The organism is Ruminococcus sp. AF31-8BH (assembly GCF_003460605.1).
Taxonomy (GTDB): domain Bacteria; phylum Bacillota; class Clostridia; order Lachnospirales; family Lachnospiraceae; genus Blautia_A; species Blautia_A acetigignens.
On the sequence record NZ_QTVN01000012.1, the window covers coordinates 103,488 to 122,397 of the forward strand.

Sequence of the window (18,910 nt, forward strand, 5' to 3'; positions counted from 1 at the left end):
CCTCCGTAGGTATAAAAGTAAATTTTTCAGCTATTGGCTGGGATTTTTAATGGAAACCATTTTCCGCAGCCAGGCTTACACAAAAAAAGCTCTGTCGTAACGTGACAACAAAGCTTCTTTTCCCAGAATGATCCCGGTTGCCGCAGGAAATCCTGTTCCTGAAAAAGCATCCAGTATCTGACTGTACAGTAACGGACTTGTGCAGGAGTTCCACCTGCTTCCTGAAAATACTTTTCCCTGTTTTTATCCGTTACATTATATAATTTTGTCCTGTAAAAGTCAACAGCCAAGCCGCTCCTGACCCATCCCGGCCGCAAAACTGCTGCTTTTGTTCACACAACCCTGTGTTCCATCCATTTCCCGCTTTTAAAGCGAAGACTGAATACAATTCCTCTTACGGTCCAGTCGGTGAACATTCCGATCCAGACGGCCATGGGGCCCATGCCGCAGACGCGGATCAGGTAGACGCAGAGACAGAAACGGAATACCCACATGGTGGTGCAGGAGGTGATCATGGAAAATTTCACATCTCCGGCTGCACGCATGCCGTAGGCTGGAATAAAGGCCGGCATCCATACCAGAGGCTTTACAATGGTGATCCAGAATATCATATTCAGGCACATTTTGGCACTTTCCGGCTCCATGCCGCCGATCATGGTGATCGGTTTCGCCAGTGCATACACAATCGCACAGCAGGCAATCAGAAAGACCTCTGAAAAGATCATCAGCTTTTTCATATAATACACAGCTTCGTCCTTGCGTCCTGCGCCAAGGCTCTGGCCTACTACGGTCATCAGTCCGATTCCCACGCCGATTACAGCCGTTCCGTTCAGCATCTCCATAATATTGGTCATAGCCTGAGCTGCAATGGCTGTGGTTCCAAGGGTAGACACAGTGGACTGGATTGCCAGCTTTCCAAGCTGAAACATACTGTTCTCCACACCAGAGGGCACTCCAAGTGCCAGGATCCGCTTTATCATATTTCCATCCGGGCGGATATTCAGATAATCCCTCACCGCAATGGGCTGTCTGTCTTTTCGCAGCTGATACAGAACTACCACTGCACAGAAGACTCGGGATACCAAGGTGGAAATCGCTGCTCCCGCAACTCCCATGTGAAATACCCAGATCAAAACTGCATTTCCCCCAATGTTCATCACATTGGAAATAATGGAAATCACCATTGGTCCTCTTGTATTTTCCTGGGCACGGAAAATGGAAGCTCCGGCATCATAGAGGGCGATAAATGGATAAGACAGTACGGTGTAAAAGAAATAGACCATTGAATTATCCATAACATCCGCATCTACTTTTCCGAAAATAAAGCTCAGCAGTGGTGCACGGAAAATCAGTCCCAATGTGACAATGCAGACGGAAATGGCAGTTATGATAAAAAGAGCCTGTCTGGCAGATTTGTTTGCCATCTCGTGATTTTTCTGACCAAGATACTGGGTACAGATGATGGTTCCACCTGCTGCCAGTGCGGAAAACGCCTGAATGATCAGAACGTTGATGGAGTCCACAAGGGAGACTGCGGAAATCGCCGCGGAGCCTACATTGCTGACCATCATAGTATCCACAGTTCCCATCAGTGCGTTTAAAAGCTGCTCCATAATAATAGGCACCAGAAGAGCCCGGAGCATTTTGTTGGTAAAAAGGTGCTGCTGTTGTTCCATATGTTTTCTCTTTTCCCCCTAAACGGATGATTACTGGCCACGTGCTCGGCAGCACATTTCGTCATATGTTATTGTCCACTCTGTATCCAGCAACATACTTCACGATGCACAGAAATCAGCCGTAAAAATCGATTGTATACTTCCATACACATTTTATCTGTGTTATTATACACCTTAAGCGAAAAAATTGCAGTACGAAATTCTAAATATAATGTCAGACTATTTCACAAAACGGACATGTCGTCTACCGACGATATCATCATATATGAAAGTCAGATGTTCTGTAACATTCTTTGCCAATGAAAAACAACACAGGAGGAACTTACTTTGGACCGGATTCTTACTTACACTGTACAGCCAGACGAGGAAAACATGCTGCTTCTTGATTTCCTTCGAAGCAAGGGATTTTCCCGGGGAATTCTCTCTTCTATGAAGCCGTATAAGGGCGCAATTTTGCTAAATGGGGAAAGAGGATTCGGCAAGTCGGTTCTTCATGCCGGGAATTTTCTTCGCATTCATATCCCGGAAACGGAAAGCAGCGAGAATATTCTGCCTGTGAAAATGGACCTTTCCATACTCTATGAGGACGAGGATCTCCTGGTCATAAATAAGCCGGCAGACATGCCTGTGCATCCTTCCATCGGCAATTACGACAACACCCTTGCCAACGGAGCGGCCTGGTATTTTAAGGAAAAGGGACAAACCTTCGTCTACCGCTGCATCAACCGCCTGGACCGGGATACCACAGGTGCTCTTATTCTGGCGAAAAATCCTTACAGCGCCGCAGTTCTCTCCGCCCAGATGAAGCAGCGGCAGATCCGCCGGACTTATCTGGCAATCGTTCAGGAGATCACGCCGTCCCACGGTACCATAGATGCGCCTATCGGACGGACAGACGGCTCCACTATTGAACGGCAGATTGACCCTGTAAATGGGGAGCGTGCAGTCACACATTATGAAAGGCTGGCTGCTTACGCGCTTCACGCTGGAACATTCTCTCCTGTTTCGGACGCACAGAAAACAGATTTTCTCCAGGCATATTCTTTAATCGAACTTCACCTGGAAACCGGTCGTACCCACCAGATTCGGGTGCACATGAAGCACATCGGGCACCCTCTTCCAGGGGATTTTCTCTACAATCCGGATTACAGCATCATAAAGCGCCAACCCCTGCACTCCTACCAGCTGGAATTCACCCATCCAGTTACAAAAGAAGTCATGTGCATCACCGCCCCGGTACCAGAAGATTTCGCTAATGCGTTTCACTAATGTATGTTAAAAAAGGCAGACCAGCGCCGCACATCCTGTGCTTCCTCTGATCTGCCTTTTATATTTTCGTGTTAATACAGCCGTCATATTGACGTTTCTGCTTTTCGTATAGAGCTATTTCTGGCTTCGCGGCCGTCGCCCTATCTTCTCTTACCGATTCTTCTCATAAATAATCAGCAGCCCCTTCAGCAGAAGATCCTCATCCAGCAGGATCTCCCTGCGGCAGTGAGGAACGATCTTGCGGGCAAGACCGCCAGTGGCAACTACTGTAATCTTCTGGCCCAGTTCTTCTTCGATCCGGTCCACAATACCGTCAAGTGCAGCCGCATTGCTGTAGATCACGCCGCTTTTCATACACTCGATGGTATTTTTACCAATGATACGTTTGGGAGCCTCAATGCTGATACCACTCAGCTGAGAAGCACGGGCTGTGAGGGCATCCAGGGACACTCCCATTCCGGGAAAAATCATACCGCCCACATAATGTTTCTTTTCATCAACCACGCTCACCGTGCTTGCAGTTCCCATATCAATAATCGCCAGCGGAAGGGGATACTCATGGATTCCCGCAACCGCATTTGCCACCAGGTCAGCGCCAAGCTGTCCCGGATTATCCATCATAATATTCAGACCGGTCTTCACTCCAGGTCCCAGAACCATGGGCTCCTTGTGGAGCACCTTCTCAGCAGCAAGCTTCACGGCATTGGTGATCTGGGGAACTACAGAGGAAATGATGCAGCCTTCAATATCTGTACGTTTAATGTGGTAAATGTCAACAACCGTTTTTAAATCAACTGCATATTCCAGCTCTGTTTTTGTGCGGACCGTGGAAAGTCTCTCAATAAAATAAGTCTTCTCCCGGTCAATGCACCCAACCACAATGTTTGTATTTCCGATATCAATTGCTAAGATCATAGTTTCCCTCCATAGTTTCTTATCAGCCGTCTGGCCTTTTTCCCGTCCGCAGTCAAAGTCTGCCCGGACATAAATCATCTATCTGTATTTTAAACCTCTGCTGCCTTTACCGCCTTGTCAGCCTTTTTCTCTGCGCCAGGAAGCAGTCTTGCCTTATAAAGGGCAGCTCCCACAGCACCCGTGATCACAGTGGCGGAAATCATCTCGCATACTGCGTTGATTCCTACAAATGTGCAGATAAACAGAATTACATTTTTTCCGCCCATAAGGCCCTGCACATACTCTGTATTTCCGAAAAGTCCTACCAGCAGTGCCATAAAGAACAAAGTGTTCAGAAATGCGGAGCAAAAGCCTGTCACTGCACAGGAAACATAAATATTTTTTGTTTTTTTGCGAACGCCCTGGAAAATATATCCAAGCAGAAGTCCGTCAACCAGTCTTGGGATAAATCTCTGTACAAATGCCAGAAATGGATTGATTCCGAATAAGGTAGCACCCATAATGCTGGTACCGCCAATGCCGATACACTGTCCGAAGCTGGTCAGTCCGAATACGGCTCCGGCAATGGCTCCGCCTACAGGTCCCATTGTAATTGCGCTGATGGCAACCGGAATAATGTTAAAAGTAATGGCAAGAGGTCCGATATTCAGGTAGCCAAGAGGTGTGTAAGCCATCAGAAGCAGGATTGCTATCATCAGGCCAAGCAGTGTGATTTGAGATGTTGTAAATTTTTTGTTCATAATGATCCTCCTTGTTATCGTTCCCGTAAAAGGGATACAATACGGTATGGACTGACGGGCATGTGTTCTTTTATTTACCCGTCACTCTTAAAAAAAGTATTCTATCCAGGATTTTACTGGCTGCATCCTCCTTGCTCATAAGCGGGAGTGACACTTCCTCATCCTGTGTAATCAGAGTCAGAACATTGGTGTCCCCCTGGAATCCGGCGCCAGCCATTTTTACATTGTTGGCAGCTACCATATCCAGATTTTTCTTTGTAAGCTTGACTCTGGAATTACCGATCATATTCTGTGTTTCCATGGAAAATCCGCACAGAAACTGTCCATCCGGTTTGTGCTCCCCGAGATACTTCAGAATGTCATCTGTTCTCTCAAGGGCAATGGACATATCGTCGTCTTTCTTCTTGATCTTCTCATCGCTGACGGTAGCCGGACGGTAATCCGCAACAGCTGCTGCCTTGATGATAATATCCTGTTCCTTGCTTACCGCTGTGACAGCCTCATACATATCCCTTGCTGTCACCACCGGAACCACCTTCACAAAGGGCGGCGGCGCAATGGCAGTACGTCCACTTACCAGTGTGACATCTGCACCTCGCAGCATTGCCATTTTCGCAATGGCGTAGCCCATCTTGCCGGAAGAATGGTTGGTAATATAGCGGACCGGATCGATGGCCTCCTGGGTAGGACCAGCTGTGACAAGCAGCTTCAGCCCTTTCATATCCTTCTCGCAGGCGCACTCTCTCATAATATAGGACAAAAGAGTCTCCGGCTCCGGCATTTTGCCGGCTCCTGTGTCGCCGCAGGCAAGATAGCCCACTGCAGGATCGATCACTTCATATCCGTAATGCTCCAGGGTCTTTAAATTATCCTGGACAATGGGATTCTCAAACATATTGGTATTCATGGCCGGGGAAATAATTTTTTTGCATCTGCATGCCATGATGGTAGTGGTCAGCATATCATCTGCAATTCCATGTGCCAGCTTGCCGATCACATTGGCACTGGCCGGGGCGATCATCACCACATCTGCTTTCTTGGCAATGGACACATGCTCTACCTGGAACTGGAAATTCCGGTCAAAGGTGTCCACCAGGCATTTATTCCCGGTAAGAGTCTCAAAGGTAATGGGATTGATAAAGTTCGTGGCATTCCTGGTCATCAGCACATGAACGTCCGCGTGCTGCTTCTTCAGCGCACTTGCAAGATATGCGATCTTATATGCGGCAATACTGCCTGTCACTCCCAGAAGAACGGTCTTTCCCTCTAACATTCGTTTTCCTCTTTTCTCTTTAAACTCATGGGGACATTTTTCTGTCCGTACCGCTTATTATAAAACAAATATAGCTCTGATTGCAATGTATTTTTTCCATGTATAGCTTTTCGTACATGCTGCGCTGCCGCGGTCAGCCTTTTTATTGCCCGCATCCGGCAGATTTTTTTGCCATTTTTCCATGAATATAAAAGGAAAATCTGCTATAATGAAATGGCATTTTAGATATCATCGAATCCAAGCGGAAAGGACTTTATCATGAATTATCAGATCACACAGTGGTGCGCCCACTTTATCACAGAGCATGTAAAGGAAGGAGACCTGTGCATTGACGCTACCATGGGAAACGGAAACGACACCCTGCTCCTTAGCCGTCTTTGCGGGGAAAAAGGCCATGTACTTGCCTTTGACATCCAGGAACTGGCCCTTGCCCACACCAGGGAGCGCCTGGAAAAAGAAAATGCAGCTCACAACTATGAGCTGATCCTGGATTCCCATGCAAATATGGGAAACTACGCTGCGCCCATGAGTGTAAACTGCATTGTGTTTAACTTCGGCTATCTGCCGGGAGGGGATCACAGTCTGGCCACCAGGCCTGATTCCAGCATTCTGGCCCTTCAGGCTTCCCTTGGCCTTCTGAAAAAAGGCGGAATCCTGATGCTGTGCATTTACAGCGGCGGCGATTCCGGATTTGAGGAGCGGGATGCCCTTCTTAGCTGGCTGAAAGAACTGGACTCCAGAAAATATCTGGTAATCAAAACCGAATACTACAACCGTCCCAACAGTCCGCCTATGCCTGTGCTTGTAGTAAAACAATAACCTCTGCATCTGCATTATATCTCATAAAAAATTTTGTCCAGCCAAAGCCGCACAGCACAAACTGCGCAGGCCGAAGCTGGACAAAACATCGATTGCAGATGTAAAATTGCAGACTCCGAAATCAGTCTGTAATAATCACGCTCGTCATCACCGGCTGCTGGTCTGCGGAAATAGTTCCGTTATTATCCGTCGGCTTGGCATCCTTGCAGATCTGGTCCACAATGTCCATGCCCTCTGTCACATGGCCGAAAGCTGCATACTGTCCGTCCAGATAAGTGCTGTCTGACTGCACAATAAAGAACTGGGAGCTTGCGCTGTCCGGATCTGAGGATCTTGCCATGGAGATTACGCCTCTTTCATGGGAAATGTTATTCTCCACGCCGTTTTCAGAGAATTCTCCTTTGATGGTCTCATCAGAGCCGCCTCTTCCGGTTCCCTCCGGATCGCCGCCCTGGATCATGAAGCCGTCAATAATACGGTGGAAAGTCAGCCCGTCATAGAAATGCTCCTGTGCCAGCTTCACAAAGTTGGTAACGCTGATAGGCGCTGTATCCGCATCCAGTTCCACCTTGATGGTGCCGTAATCCTTCACTTCAATTTCCGCATGGTGGATGCCGGTAAGGGGCTGTGAAGTATCCAGTACTGCCTCATCTGTCACAGTTCCTTTCTCATCCGTACCGTCTGAAAAACCGGAAACTTCCTCGTCAGTTCCCTGCTCTTCACTTGTATCGGAAGAGTTCTCTTCTGTGGCCTCATCTGTCTTTTCTTCTGTATTTTGGGTTTCTTCTTTCGCATTGTCTGTGCCGCAGCCTGCCAGCAGTCCCACTGACAGGGTTGCAGTCATCAACATTGCCATAATTTTTCTTTTCTTCATAATTCGCCTCCAGATTACGTTCTTAAGTATGTGTATTTGGATAAAAAACGGCGCCAGGCTTTTCCTGACGCCATCTTTTCTCATTATAACGAAATTGTCGCAAAATACAATTGATTTCACAAATTGTTCAATTTCTTTTTCTCTTTCTTGGATTCCACCACATGGCGGATCGCTGCTATGGGATGATGAAACAGCATCCTTGGACCGGAGAAACGCATGACTTCACGGATCTTTTCCCGCATTTCCGGCTTATAGCAGTGCACCTTGCAGTTGGAACAGAAGGTCTTGGTCTCCATAAACGGGCATTTCTCGCTGCGCATTCTGGCATAGGCATCCAGCGCGGCACATTCCGGGCAAAGCCCGTCTTTGCTATGGTGCTGCTTTTTGCAGTAAAGCTGGATCATCTGGGAAACCATTTTCTTTTCCCGTTCCCGCTTTTTCTCTATTTTAGTGCTCATTGACAACTCCTCTGGTACCTGGCATCAGCTGTCCGATCATGTAGCACACAGCTGCCACAGCCATACCGTTGATGGAAGCCACACCCCAGTTCAGCACATTTGCTACAATGGTTCCAAGCACAACACCTGCAACGGAAAACCAGTTTACCGTTTTCAGTGCCGGATTCTCTTTCTCATACTCTTTCCGGTTCATGAAATAGTCCATTACCAGAATGATTCCAACTGGCGGAAGGGTACAGTTAAGAATGTTCAGCCAGTCACAGAAATTGTAGTACAGCCATACAGAAGCCACCGTTCCGATGATTCCGGAAATCAGTACCATTGGTTTCTTTTTCTGATGGAAAATGTTGGCAAGACCAAGACCTGCTGTATAAAGGGCATTGTCGTTGGTGGTCCAGATGTTAAGGCCCAACACCAAAACAGCCAGATAAAACAGGTTCAAGCGGATCATAACCTCAAAAATATCGTTTCCTCCTACAAAAATAGAAGAAACAGCACCGAAGAAGAACATCAGGGAGTTGCCGATAAAGAACGCAACCACTGTGGTGATCGCGCCGACCTTGCCGTTCTTTGCGAAACGGGCAAAGTTCGGGGTTGCGGTTCCGCCGGATACAAAAGAACCTACCACCAGTCCTGCGCCGCCTACAATGGTCAGGCTTCCGCTGGATTTGGCGAACTGGTCAATGATGGTGCCATCTCCCTGCTGTACCGCCATCACCATTGCAACAGTACCAAGAACCGCTACCAGCGGCACTGCAATATAGCTGACAATGGTAAGGGAATCGATTCCAAAATAAGCGGAAGCAGTCATGCATACACCAGCCAGGATCACAAGTCCCCACATGGCAGCATCGCTTCCCCCAAGAAGCTCCTTGGATACCGGAATGGCAAACATGGCAAGTCCCACGCCGAACCAGCCGATCTGAGTGAAACTGATCATGGCTGATGGAAGGTAGGAGCCTTTTTCCCCGAATGCTCTTCTGGAGAGAAGGTCAAGGGATAATCCAGTCTTGGCACCTACGTATCCAAGCAGTCCGGTGTAAGCCCCAAGGATCACGCCGCCAAGAATCAGGGATTTCACAAAGCCCCAGAAATCAAGTCCTTCTGCCAGCTGCTGGCCAACCCACATGCTTGCGGAAAAGAAGGTAAATCCCAGCATGATCATGAACATAGTAACCAGGCCTTTGCGGCTGTCTGCCGGAACTGCCTTTGACGCAAAGTCAACGTCTTTTGTTTTTTTGTTTTTACTCATTTTCTTTCTCCTGTAGTTGCATCATCATAAAATGTATTTGCGCAGCGCAGTTGTGAATTCTTCGATTCTCTGCTGGGCAATCTCTTTCAAGGTTACCTGTTTCAGACAGTCTGCGAAGCGCATTTCCATCTCATACAGCCATTTGGTCTGGGCGGACTCAATCTCCTGGAAGTGGTTGCAGGCCAGCCAGTCCTCGTAACTGATCGGCAGTGCATAGCCTAATTTTTCCTCGATCAGGGCGTTCATGTCGATCACATCGCAGCGCTCTAACATGCCCTTCCAGAAGTCCAGAACCTCCTCCACATGCTCATGGATCTCATATCTTCTGGCGCCGCCATCGTAGATAATGCATTTCTCAAACAGAGGATCCCGCATGGAAAGGGTTTCTCTTCGAAACTCCGGTGCGATGATGCCGTCTTTCCAGTAGAAATCCACGTCCGGAAGATTGATCCCGGATACGCCCTTGTCCTGATAGGTGCTGAAGATTCCCTCATAGTAAACGGTGATAAATCCCTCGAAGTCCGGCCAGTACTCGCGGATCTCGCTGGTAAGCTTCTCCAGGATCTCGATTCCCTTGGTGCCGCCGATGGTGAAGATGATGATGTTCCGAAGCTTGGCTCCATGTGCCCGGTAGAAATCGGTTACATAGCGCAGGCAGTGGATCAGAGTTTCGCCGGAGGCAATGATATCGCCGATCATAAGGGTGCTGTCCGGCACCATGGTAAGCTTGCTGTACTTGATCTCCAGTCCTGCGATCTCGTCCTCCTGGAACACACGCTCGCTGGACAAAAAGCTGATGTCGTGTACGGGGATGTGCTCGCGATAGCAGCTCTCCTCAAGAGGATAGTTCAGGGCACCGCGAAGAATGGACAGGATGTTGGCTGTTGTCACCTTCTTCTGTTCCTTGAAATAGTAAAGCATCTGTGAGGTAGCAGGGATCAGGCAGTGGTAAACCTCATAGCCTACAACCTCCGGTGTGTTCATCAGTTTTCTTGTCTCCGCCTCTGATACCACATAGTATTCGTTCACATAGTCTCCGCCTGCCAGCTTGTAGCAGTCCACACCCTGATCAGAAAATTCTCTGACCAGTCTTACGTTTTCCCAGTTTTTCATCTGTCGTTTTCCAAACCCTTTCTCGCTTTTTCCGTAAAAAAGGCCCTCTTTTGCGTCGATCACATATTGGTTCCAGCAAAAGACAGCCTGTTTTTTTAACAAAGATGATATGATGAATAGGCTTTATTGTCAAGTGAAAATCCAGGAAATTTTTCTTTCCAGGATTCCTGTCTTGCCACTTTTTCCAGAGTCTGCTAAAATCAAGGGAGAATTTTATACTTTACAGAAAGCGAGGACCTTTTTTATGGAAAAGATTACCAGTTTTACAATAGACCACATCAAGCTTCAGCCGGGAGTGTATGTTTCCCGCAAGGATCCGGTTGGAAACAGCGTGATCACCACTTTTGACATCCGCATGACTTCCCCCAATGAGGAGCCTGTGATGAATACTGCAGAACTTCACACCATTGAGCATCTTGCAGCTACTTTTCTTCGCAACCACAGGGAATTCGGCCCTAAGATGATCTACTGGGGACCTATGGGCTGCCGTACCGGAAATTATCTTCTGCTGAACGGGGATTATGAATCTAAGGACATTGTGCCGCTTATGATCGAAACTTTTGAGTTTATCCGGGATTTCGAGGGCGAGGTGCCGGGCGCGTCTGCAAAGGACTGTGGAAACTACCTGGACATGAACCTTGGCATGGCAAAATATCTTGCAAAGAAGTTTCTGGATGAAGTGCTTTACGATATTAAACCGGACAGACTGGTTTATCCAGAGTAAACCAGTTTCCGAAAATCAGTTTCTTCGCATCTTCGGAAACTACAGAACATATTTGCATTCAGGTCATGAATCTGCATATTCATGCAGTTGAATCAGAAGCAAATTCAAAACTTTCATGAAAAATGCCAGATGAGCAAATCACAAACACTGTGATTCCTACCCATCTGGCATTTTTTATTTCGTTCTCTTCAAAGCATCAGCCTTCTGTGGAAGCGTCAACTGCCTGATCTGCACCGACATCTGCGGCTCCATCCGCTGCGCCTGCGTCTGCAGCTACTGCACTTACATAATCACCGGATACATATGCGGTCTGTCCCTCATAGGAAACCTCAACCCATCCATTGTCACACACACCAGTGCTGGTAAGCTGTGTGCCGTTTGCCACGCTGGCAACCAGAGCTGCATCTGTGCTTGCATCTGCACGAAGGTTTACATCTGCATTGGCAACGTAAGTACCATCCTGTTTGGTTACGTTCACGCCGCTTGCAGTCTGTACGACTACAACCTCAGGTGTAGGTGTTGCCTCTGGAGTAGGTGTTGCCTCCGGGGTAGGGGTTGGAATCGGAGTAGGGGTAGCCTGTATAACAGTAACGGTTGCTCCTGCGCCTTCCTCAAATCCGCATCCCGGGATGCAAAGTGCTGCGCCAAGAAGCAGAGCAGCCAAACCTGCTTTTCTCATAGTATTATTCCTCCTTTACAAAGCATCACTGCCTTGGATTCATGTTACTGTCCACTCCATGCACAGTAACGGATTGATTCTTCTGTTATGAAAGTCAGCTGCCTCCCATCAGCAGCCGCATACTCTTTTTGCGAATCGTTACAATTAATATACAGTATTATTACAAAATATGCAAGTCCTAAGTGAAGGGAACTGCTTACACCCGCTCGAATACCACCGTTACCTGGCCGCCGCAGATCATGCCAAGGCTGTCTTTGCCGTCGGCGGTGAGGGCGTAGTGCTTCACTTCTTTGTCCTTCACTTCCGGGCAGTGGTTGATGGCTTCGAATTCTACCTTGCCGCCGCCAATGCTGCCTTCGATATGGCCGGATGGCTCCACAAACATTTTGCTGCCTACTCCTCTTGGGGAGGAACCGGATTTCTCGGCAATGGTCACCATTACGCCATGGCGGCCCTCCTGTACTGCTGCCTCTACCTTTTCATCGCAGTAGGCGCTGTAGTGCTGATTTTTCACCTTGACAATCTCTGCCATAATGCTGACTGCAATTTCCTCGGGAAGCTGTCCGCCAAGAGGGATTCCGATGGGGGCATGAACCTGATCAAGTTCTTCCAGGGAATAGCCCTCCTTCAGGAGATTTTCCCGGGTGATCCGCACTTTATTTTTGCTGCCAATCATTCCCAGATACTCATAAGGACGCTTCAAAAGCCTGCGAAGGCAGTCGGCATCTCCAAGATGGCCTCTTGTCAGGATCACGTAATAGGCGTTTTCATAGGGAACAATGTACTGATCCAAATCCTTGAAATCCCCGTAAACCAGCTCGTCTGCCTCCGGGAAGCGCTCTTTTGTCACAAAATCTTCTCTGTCATCCATGATGGTCACATGAAAGCCCAGCATTTTTCCCAGATGGGCGGTAGGCTGGGATACGTGACCGCCGCCGAAAATAGCAAGCCTTGGATTTTTGCGATAGTCTTCCACGAAAATCCGAATGCCGTCGGCAGTTATGACTTTTGTTTCTCTAGCATCGTTTAACAGTGGGAGATATTTTTCCCAGATTTCTCTGTCTTCTTCCTGTTCTGGAATCAGGCTCTTCTCCTGCGCTGCTGCATCTGGATTTCCAGGCTGTCTCACAATACACTTTTTCCCCATGTCCGGACCATCCAGAATGATCGCTGTCTTGATCCGCCCTTTTTCTTCCAGTATTTCATAAATTTTATTATACACGACACTTCACCTCATTTTCAAAATTTCATTGCACCTTTCTTTTTCGTATATTATAATACATCGGGAGGAATTTTCACAATGAAGAAAAAAAGAATTATGACCAGTTTTCCGGTCCGGATTCTGGCGGTAAGCATCCCCGGCCTGCTTGCGGGGCTGTTTTTCAACGCCACCCGTACCATGGGATTCACATCCGGCGCACTGAATCTGGTTGTTACAACACGTTATGTACTTAGCCAGCTGATTGCATTTCTGGCACCTCTTATTATTATCGGGCTGATGGCATCCTCCATCATTTCCGTAAAAAAAGATCCCACGCCAGCCACCAAACCTGTGATCCGCATTACTTATATTTCCATGCTGGGGGCGGCTGCGTTTTCGGCGGTGCTTGGATACCTGATCATCCCAAGGCTTCCGGTTTCCACAGACAGCTTGTCCTTCCGCTTTTTGCCGGACACCCTGTTTGAGCTTCCCATTCCGGCACCGTTTTCCGCTTTAAGTGCACTTGTGCTTGCCATCCTGCTGGGATTCGGAGCCTGCTGGACCAATGCGGTGCGCACCAAGGAGCTGCTCAATGAGTTTCGGGGAATTACCCTTTCCCTGATGTCCAGGGTTCTGCTGCCGATTCTTCCAGCTTATATCGGACTTTCCCTGTGCACCCTTGCTTATCAGGGGTATTTCATTAAGTATCTGCCCCTTCTGCTTCTGACGCTGGTAATCGTGATTCCGGTGTATGGCATCTGGACTTTGCTCTTGTATTATTTTGCAGGCTCTTATTCCGGGGAAAAGCCCTGGAAAGTTCTGAAAGAATACCTGCCGGTCTGTAAGATGGCGCTGATGACCCGCTCTTCTGCAGCCACAGGCAAATATTCCCTGGAGGCAGCTTCTAAGTGTGAATGTCTGGAACAGGATCTTACAAAAGATGCACTTCCTCTTTTTACACAGATCCATCACTGCGGTTCTGTGCTTACAGAGGTATTTTTCGCGATGATGATCTCCAGGATTCTTTACGGTTCTGTTCCGGCACCTGGCACCATGGTGATTTTTTCCGTGCTTCTTGCTACCTGCTCCATTGGCACTCCGGGGCTTCCCTGGGGAACGGTGATGGTATCACTTGGAACCCTTACAGGAATCCTGAAATTCGGGGATTCGGGAGTGGCGCTGATGTTTGCGGTATTTGCCATCCATGACGGATTTGCGGCAGCCTGCAACATGACCTGTGACGGAGCGCTGGCACTGATCCTGACAGGATATGCGAAAAAGCGGGAAATTTCAAAAAACACAGATATATAAAAATATGCGCCCTTTGCGGCATAAGGTTTACCAAAAGCCACGCCGCAAAAGACGCATATTTTTTCTAAAACTTTTTCCAACAGGCTCTGGCAAAACTATGCCAGCGGCTGTCTCAATCCTCTCTTAATATAGGTTCCAAGCTTTTCCTGCACCAGTTTTCCATCCTCTACAGCCAGATTGCCGCGCAGGAATACTTTGTCAATATCCCCGTGGATTTCAAAGCCTTCGTATGGGTTATTGTCCGTATTGTATGCATGTGTTTTCGCGGAAATCACATTCTCTTTTTCCGGGTCAAACACCACGATATCTGCATCGCTGCCTTCTGCGATCACACCTTTATTGGGATACACGCCATACAGCTTTGCCGGATTTTCGCAGAGAAGCTGGCACATTTTCTCCACAGAGATCCTGCCGGTGCGCACGCCATAAGTATACAGAAGAGTTCCTCTTGTCTGAACCCCGGGAAGGCCTCCTGGAATCTTGGTGAAATCTTCTTTTCCCATTGCTTTTTGCGCCAGGGTAAAGCTGCACTGGTCAGTTGCAACCGTCTGGATCTGGCCCTCTGCAAGTGCCTTCCACAGGCAGTCCTGGTCCTCTTTCTTACGGATCGGAGGTGCGCACACATACTTGGCGCCTTCGAAATCCGGTTTGGAATACACACTGTCATCCAGTACCAGATACTGGGGACAGGTTTCTGCAAAGACAGTCTGTCCGTTTTCTCTTGCGCGAAGGATTTCCTCATAAGCCTTGCGGTTGGTAAGATGAACTACCATTACCGGTGCTTTTGCCTCCTTTGCAATTACCAGAAGTCTGTGAACAGCCTCAGCCTCCATGGTATCCGGGCGCACCAACGGATGATTTTCCGGCCCTGTTTTTCCCTGTGCCTTGGCCTCCTGAATCAGCGCATCGATCACCCCTGCATTCTCACAGTGAACCCCTGCAAAGCAGCCTTTCTCATTTAAGGCCTTCACGATTTTGTAAAGATCCTCATCGTCCACGATCATAGCTGGATAAGTCATATAAAGCTTGAAGCTGGTAATTCCCTCATCAATCATATCCTGGATTTCTTTTTTGGTTTCCTCATTCCACTCTACAATAGACATATGGAAAGAATAGTCGCAGGAGCATTTACCATCTGCCTTTTTGTGCCATTTCGCGAGGCCTTCCTTTAAAGTATGTCCCCCTTTGTCCTGAGAAGCAAAGTCAATGACCAGAGTGGTTCCTCCAAGGATAGCTGCCCTGGTTCCGGTTTCAAAGTCATCTGCTGTTACCGTTCCGGCAACCTCCAAGTCAAAATGTGTATGTCCGTCAATAAAGCCCGGAAACAAAAGCTTTCCGGTTACGTCCACCACCTTGGCGTCCTGCTCAAAAAGCGACTCTCCCACGCGGATGATCTTCTCTCCTTCCACCAGCACGTCCAGCTTTTTCCCGCCTGTACCTGATATTACCGTTCCGTTTTTTAAGAGATATTTCATAATCCGTCCCCCATTTCCATTATTTCTATTAGTAAATATAACATATGTTTTCACTGCGTTCAAGAAAGCTGGCACGAATTTTTTTCAGTGTGCAACAATTTTTTTGTAAAACATCTTTTTATTTCCATCCAGGCATGTTATGATATAAGAAACATACGGTAACATCCTGCACTTAAAATAATGATATAATAGTAATTGCAGACAGGATCTGAAGTCTCTTTGAAAAACTCAGGATCCAAAGCAGTTGCAAAAGATATTTACATAACAGGAGGGTAAATATGGGAAGATTAACTGTCTTACAGCAGATTGCTCAGGATATCGCTGCGGAGTTCGGAGCAGACTGCGAAGTGGTAATCCATGATCTGAAAACACAGGAGCCTGAACACTCTATTATTTATATTGTAAATGGTCACGTGACCGGACGAAATGTAGGCGACGGACCATCTGATGCTGTTTTTGACGGAATCCGGCAGAAAAGACGAGGGGACAGTGCACCTGCAGATCACAACGGTTACCTGATGAAGACCGCAGACGGCAAAATCCTTAAATGCAGCACATCCTATATTAAAGACGATGACGGCAGCCTTCATTACGTATTTGGTATTAACTATGATATTACCAAGCTGACCATGATCAACAGTGCATTGAATGATCTGATCACACCTACGGACAAGGAGGAGAAGCCTAAGCAGATCACCCACAGTGTCAATGACCTGCTTGACCGTCTGATTGAGGAATCTGTAAGTCTGGTTGGAAAGCCTGTTGCTCTTATGAATAAAGAGGATAAGGTTACTGCCATACAGTTTTTAAATGACTCCGGAGCTTTCCTTATCACGAAATCCGGAGATAAGGTAGCTAATTATTTCGGGATCTCCAAGTATACGCTGTACAGCTATATTGATGTGAATAAATAAGGTCTTACGACCACCGCCTATCCTGTTGGCCGACAGGATAGGCATTTTTTTCAAGCACAGCTTCATCGCCTTTGCAATGAAAAATCCCATAACATTTTTCTATTTATCAGTCGGCCATGACCTTCTGAGAGCCACATAGGATATTAAAAAGTTTGCAAGCCATCCAGCTGGTACAGCAAGCCAGACAAATGCAATGCCAAAACGCGGCGCAAAAATCAAAGCAACAGAAAGACGGATTGCCAGGTTCACCATATTTGCAATGAGAAATGGGCGCATGATTCCGAGACCACGAAGGACTCCATCGGTTGCCATTTTGATTCCCATAAAGATAAAGAAATAACCGAGCCATCTCATATAATCCCCAGATACCTGATAGGCCAGGGCTGTTCCGTCTTTACCAAGAAACAGCGAGGAAATTTGCGTGTGGAGCGTTTCAATTATAATGAAGGCAATGACTGCAAAACACACATCCAATACCAGTGCAGCCTGGTAGCCTTTTTTGATACGCTGTGGTTTATTTGCACCAAGGTTCTGGGAAACATATGGTGAAACCGCATTACCGATGGATACAAAAATCAGAGAAAAAACGTTCTCAACTCGCATCGTCGCCGAATACCCCGCGAGTGCCTGTGTACCGAAAGGATTTACAACTGCCTGCACGATCATCATGCCGATAGATACTGTAGACTGCTGCAGAACCGAAGGCACAGCAATTTGAAACATAGAAAGTAACTCCTGCCTGTCAAACCAGTCAAAGTGACTTTTATATCGCCGCATCCGATGGAAGAAAATCAAAAGTGAAAACACGGCAGAAATGCCTTGTGCAATCAAAGTTGCAAGCGCCGCACCGAACACGCCGAGATCAAGGCCGGCTACCATCCAAAGATCCATAAAGATATTTAAGATTGACGAAAATATCAGGAGTCCCAGTGGAATTTTTGATTCTCCTATAGAAGTAAACATCGTTGAAAGAATGTTATACATAAACAGGAACGGAAAGCCCACAAAATAGACACGCAAATACAGCACTGCGTCATCCAGTATATCGGCAGGGGTTTGCAGTGCGCTCATCATCGAGCGGGAAAAACAAAAGCCAAAAACACCAAGGACTATGCTTAGAATTAAAAAGCTAATCAAGGACGTTGACACAATGGTTTTCATTTTTCCATACTCCCTGGCACCAAAGTAACGGCTCACGAGTACACCGGCGCCGACACCTGCACCCAGCGCCACACAAATAAAAACATTGGTCAGTGCTGCACAGGCACCAACAGCTGCAAGTGCGGAGGAACCCACAAACTGACCGACGATGATGGAATCAGCCATATTATATATTTGCTGAAAAAAGCTGCCTAGAATCATCGGCATTGCAAAAACCGTCAGCGCTTTAAGAGGCGCATCTATAATCAAATACTCATCTTTTGACATTATCTTACTCTTTCCTCCATCCGAATCAATTTTATATCTTCTAAATGCAAGCTATAAGTTACGTTATGTAACAATTATAGGTAGCTATAACAGTCAAGTCAAGCTTCTGTTTACTTTTAGTAATATGAATGATATGATATTTAAGAAAAAATGATATCCAGCGAATATTATTCTACAGGAGGAATACTTATGTACCTGGACGGTTTAGATAAACTGGATCAGAAGATTATCCAGTTACTGATAGAAAATGCACGCATCTCTTACTCTGATATTGGTGAAGAAATCGAGATTTCCAGAGTCGCAGTAAAAGCCCGGATTCAGGCTTTGGAGAAAAAAGGCGTAATTGAAGAATATACAACGATAATAAATCCACAAAAAATCAGCGGTGCTGTGTCATGCTATTTTGAGATTGAAACAAAACCTGAGCATCTGCCACAGGTAACAAATCTATTATACCAAAATGATATAGTTACACAAATTTACCGTGTCACTGGAAGGGACAGGCTTCATGTACATGCCGTTGCTTCATCTAGTGATGAAATGGAGCTCTTTCTGCACAATGTCATTGATCCTCTGCCTGGTATTGTCAGCTGCAGCTGCAATACAATCTTATCACGTATTAAAGATATTAAAGGGTTACGCCTATAGAATATGTAAAAAAAGGCACTCCCCGGCATACTGCGGACGTTTCCTTGAAGTAAAATCTATTGCAGTCACACGTCCTTGCTGTCCCTATTATAAGTCATGCCGGGGAGAATTGCCTATCTTAATTATTAAATTGTATGTCTT

Annotated in this window: 18 protein-coding genes; 6 read left to right on the forward strand and 12 right to left on the reverse strand. The window is 47.0% G+C overall.

All coding sequences use genetic code 11. The features are described 5' to 3' along the window. Nucleotides 1-332: 332 nt before the first annotated feature. Entirely contained in the window at nt 333-1,676 is a 1,344-nt protein-coding gene (locus DWZ38_RS15280; protein ID WP_117853940.1) for an MATE family efflux transporter, read from the reverse strand. 327 nt (nt 1,677-2,003) lie between these two features. Between DWZ38_RS15280 and DWZ38_RS15285 the strand changes: the two genes are divergently transcribed. Further along, nucleotides 2,004-2,945, forward strand: a complete 942-nt coding sequence (locus tag DWZ38_RS15285) for an RluA family pseudouridine synthase (protein ID WP_243000292.1) — start codon at nt 2,004-2,006, stop codon at nt 2,943-2,945. Nucleotides 2,946-3,095: 150 nt separating this feature from the next. Here DWZ38_RS15285 and DWZ38_RS15290 read toward each other — a convergent pair whose 3' ends face one another. The 3 genes from DWZ38_RS15290 to coaBC form a co-directional block, all read right to left on the reverse strand. Next, nucleotides 3,096-3,860, reverse strand: coding sequence for a type III pantothenate kinase (locus tag DWZ38_RS15290; RefSeq protein ID WP_021926012.1), 765 nt, complete (start codon nt 3,858-3,860; stop codon nt 3,096-3,098). A gap of 89 nt (nt 3,861-3,949) precedes the next feature. Then, nucleotides 3,950-4,600, reverse strand: coding sequence for an ECF transporter S component (locus DWZ38_RS15295; protein ID WP_117853942.1), 651 nt, complete (start codon nt 4,598-4,600; stop codon nt 3,950-3,952). A gap of 70 nt (nt 4,601-4,670) precedes the next feature. Continuing rightward, entirely contained in the window at nt 4,671-5,873 is a 1,203-nt protein-coding gene (coaBC, locus tag DWZ38_RS15300; RefSeq protein WP_117853945.1) for a bifunctional phosphopantothenoylcysteine decarboxylase/phosphopantothenate--cysteine ligase CoaBC, read from the reverse strand. 258 nt (nt 5,874-6,131) lie between these two features. On the opposite strand from coaBC, the gene DWZ38_RS15305 reads away from it, so the two are divergent. Beyond that, nucleotides 6,132-6,692: a class I SAM-dependent methyltransferase gene (locus tag DWZ38_RS15305; protein WP_347519934.1), complete on the forward strand. Its 561-nt coding sequence runs from the start codon at nt 6,132-6,134 to the stop codon at nt 6,690-6,692. Between the two features lie 121 nt (nt 6,693-6,813). Here DWZ38_RS15305 and DWZ38_RS15310 read toward each other — a convergent pair whose 3' ends face one another. The 4 genes from DWZ38_RS15310 to DWZ38_RS15325 all read right to left on the reverse strand — a co-directional run bounded on the left by DWZ38_RS15310 (nt 6,814) and on the right by DWZ38_RS15325 (nt 10,452). Continuing rightward, entirely contained in the window at nt 6,814-7,566 is a 753-nt protein-coding gene (locus DWZ38_RS15310; protein ID WP_178105354.1) for a peptidylprolyl isomerase, read from the reverse strand. 116 nt (nt 7,567-7,682) lie between these two features. Continuing rightward, nucleotides 7,683-8,024, reverse strand: coding sequence for a nitrous oxide-stimulated promoter family protein (locus tag DWZ38_RS15315; protein ID WP_021926007.1), 342 nt, complete (start codon nt 8,022-8,024; stop codon nt 7,683-7,685). Beyond that, entirely contained in the window at nt 8,014-9,276 is a 1,263-nt protein-coding gene (gene codB, locus DWZ38_RS15320; protein ID WP_021926006.1) for a cytosine permease, read from the reverse strand. The genes DWZ38_RS15315 and codB overlap by 11 nt, the downstream gene beginning before the upstream one ends. Before the next feature lie 24 nt (nt 9,277-9,300). After that, a complete protein-coding gene (locus DWZ38_RS15325) occupies nt 9,301-10,452 on the reverse strand; it encodes a hypothetical protein (RefSeq protein WP_243000293.1) in 1,152 nt (383 codons plus the stop codon). Between the two features lie 181 nt (nt 10,453-10,633). Here DWZ38_RS15325 and DWZ38_RS15330 point away from each other — a divergent pair, with 181 nt between their 5' ends. After that, a complete protein-coding gene (locus tag DWZ38_RS15330) occupies nt 10,634-11,113 on the forward strand; it encodes an S-ribosylhomocysteine lyase (protein ID WP_021926004.1) in 480 nt (159 codons plus the stop codon). A 196-nt stretch (nt 11,114-11,309) separates the two neighbouring features. Here DWZ38_RS15330 and DWZ38_RS23170 read toward each other — a convergent pair whose 3' ends face one another. Next, on the reverse strand, nt 11,310-11,792 hold the full coding sequence (locus DWZ38_RS23170) for an SH3 domain-containing protein (RefSeq protein WP_117853950.1): 483 nt from the start codon (nt 11,790-11,792) through the stop codon (nt 11,310-11,312). A gap of 196 nt (nt 11,793-11,988) precedes the next feature. Then, complete coding sequence (locus DWZ38_RS15340) at nt 11,989-13,014, reverse strand: XdhC/CoxI family protein (protein WP_021926002.1); 1,026 nt, start codon at nt 13,012-13,014, stop codon at nt 11,989-11,991. 78 nt (nt 13,015-13,092) lie between these two features. Between DWZ38_RS15340 and DWZ38_RS15345 the strand changes: the two genes are divergently transcribed. Beyond that, complete coding sequence (locus DWZ38_RS15345; protein ID WP_117853952.1) at nt 13,093-14,304, forward strand: cation:dicarboxylase symporter family transporter; 1,212 nt, start codon at nt 13,093-13,095, stop codon at nt 14,302-14,304. 95 nt (nt 14,305-14,399) lie between these two features. Here the strand turns inward: DWZ38_RS15345 and hydA are convergent, their stop codons facing one another. Beyond that, nucleotides 14,400-15,779: a dihydropyrimidinase gene (gene hydA / locus DWZ38_RS15350; protein ID WP_117853954.1), complete on the reverse strand. Its 1,380-nt coding sequence runs from the start codon at nt 15,777-15,779 to the stop codon at nt 14,400-14,402. A 278-nt stretch (nt 15,780-16,057) separates the two neighbouring features. Between hydA and DWZ38_RS15355 the strand changes: the two genes are divergently transcribed. Further along, nucleotides 16,058-16,693 carry a helix-turn-helix transcriptional regulator gene (locus DWZ38_RS15355; RefSeq protein WP_021925999.1) on the forward strand — a complete coding sequence of 212 codons (636 nt, stop codon included), beginning with the start codon at nt 16,058-16,060 and terminating at the stop codon, nt 16,691-16,693. Nucleotides 16,694-16,792: 99 nt separating this feature from the next. Here DWZ38_RS15355 and DWZ38_RS15360 read toward each other — a convergent pair whose 3' ends face one another. Then, nucleotides 16,793-18,121 (reverse strand): MATE family efflux transporter, encoded by a 1,329-nt coding sequence (locus tag DWZ38_RS15360; protein WP_117853957.1) that lies wholly within the window; start codon nt 18,119-18,121, stop codon nt 16,793-16,795. A gap of 189 nt (nt 18,122-18,310) precedes the next feature. Here DWZ38_RS15360 and DWZ38_RS15365 point away from each other — a divergent pair, with 189 nt between their 5' ends. Beyond that, entirely contained in the window at nt 18,311-18,769 is a 459-nt protein-coding gene (locus DWZ38_RS15365; protein WP_117853959.1) for an Lrp/AsnC family transcriptional regulator, read from the forward strand. Nucleotides 18,770-18,910: the final 141 nt, after the last annotated feature.

What these genes read in the sequence shown, in the direction of transcription:
- DWZ38_RS15355 (WP_021925999.1), top strand. Translation starts at nt 16,058, where the DNA reads ATGGGAAGATTAACTGTCTTACAGCAGATTGCTCAGGATATCGCTGCG.
- DWZ38_RS15290 (WP_021926012.1), bottom strand. Translation starts at nt 3,860, where the DNA reads ATGATCTTAGCAATTGATATCGGAAATACAAACATTGTGGTTGGGTGC.
- DWZ38_RS15330 (WP_021926004.1), top strand. Translation starts at nt 10,634, where the DNA reads ATGGAAAAGATTACCAGTTTTACAATAGACCACATCAAGCTTCAGCCG.
- DWZ38_RS15280 (WP_117853940.1), bottom strand. Translation starts at nt 1,676, where the DNA reads ATGGAACAACAGCAGCACCTTTTTACCAACAAAATGCTCCGGGCTCTT.
- coaBC (WP_117853945.1), bottom strand. Translation starts at nt 5,873, where the DNA reads ATGTTAGAGGGAAAGACCGTTCTTCTGGGAGTGACAGGCAGTATTGCC.
- DWZ38_RS15360 (WP_117853957.1), bottom strand. Translation starts at nt 18,121, where the DNA reads ATGTCAAAAGATGAGTATTTGATTATAGATGCGCCTCTTAAAGCGCTG.
- DWZ38_RS15315 (WP_021926007.1), bottom strand. Translation starts at nt 8,024, where the DNA reads ATGAGCACTAAAATAGAGAAAAAGCGGGAACGGGAAAAGAAAATGGTT.
- DWZ38_RS15295 (WP_117853942.1), bottom strand. Translation starts at nt 4,600, where the DNA reads ATGAACAAAAAATTTACAACATCTCAAATCACACTGCTTGGCCTGATG.
- DWZ38_RS15365 (WP_117853959.1), top strand. Translation starts at nt 18,311, where the DNA reads ATGTACCTGGACGGTTTAGATAAACTGGATCAGAAGATTATCCAGTTA.
- DWZ38_RS15345 (WP_117853952.1), top strand. Translation starts at nt 13,093, where the DNA reads ATGAAGAAAAAAAGAATTATGACCAGTTTTCCGGTCCGGATTCTGGCG.
- DWZ38_RS23170 (WP_117853950.1), bottom strand. Translation starts at nt 11,792, where the DNA reads ATGAGAAAAGCAGGTTTGGCTGCTCTGCTTCTTGGCGCAGCACTTTGC.
- hydA (WP_117853954.1), bottom strand. Translation starts at nt 15,779, where the DNA reads ATGAAATATCTCTTAAAAAACGGAACGGTAATATCAGGTACAGGCGGG.
- DWZ38_RS15310 (WP_178105354.1), bottom strand. Translation starts at nt 7,566, where the DNA reads ATGAAGAAAAGAAAAATTATGGCAATGTTGATGACTGCAACCCTGTCA.
- DWZ38_RS15305 (WP_347519934.1), top strand. Translation starts at nt 6,132, where the DNA reads ATGAATTATCAGATCACACAGTGGTGCGCCCACTTTATCACAGAGCAT.
- codB (WP_021926006.1), bottom strand. Translation starts at nt 9,276, where the DNA reads ATGAGTAAAAACAAAAAAACAAAAGACGTTGACTTTGCGTCAAAGGCA.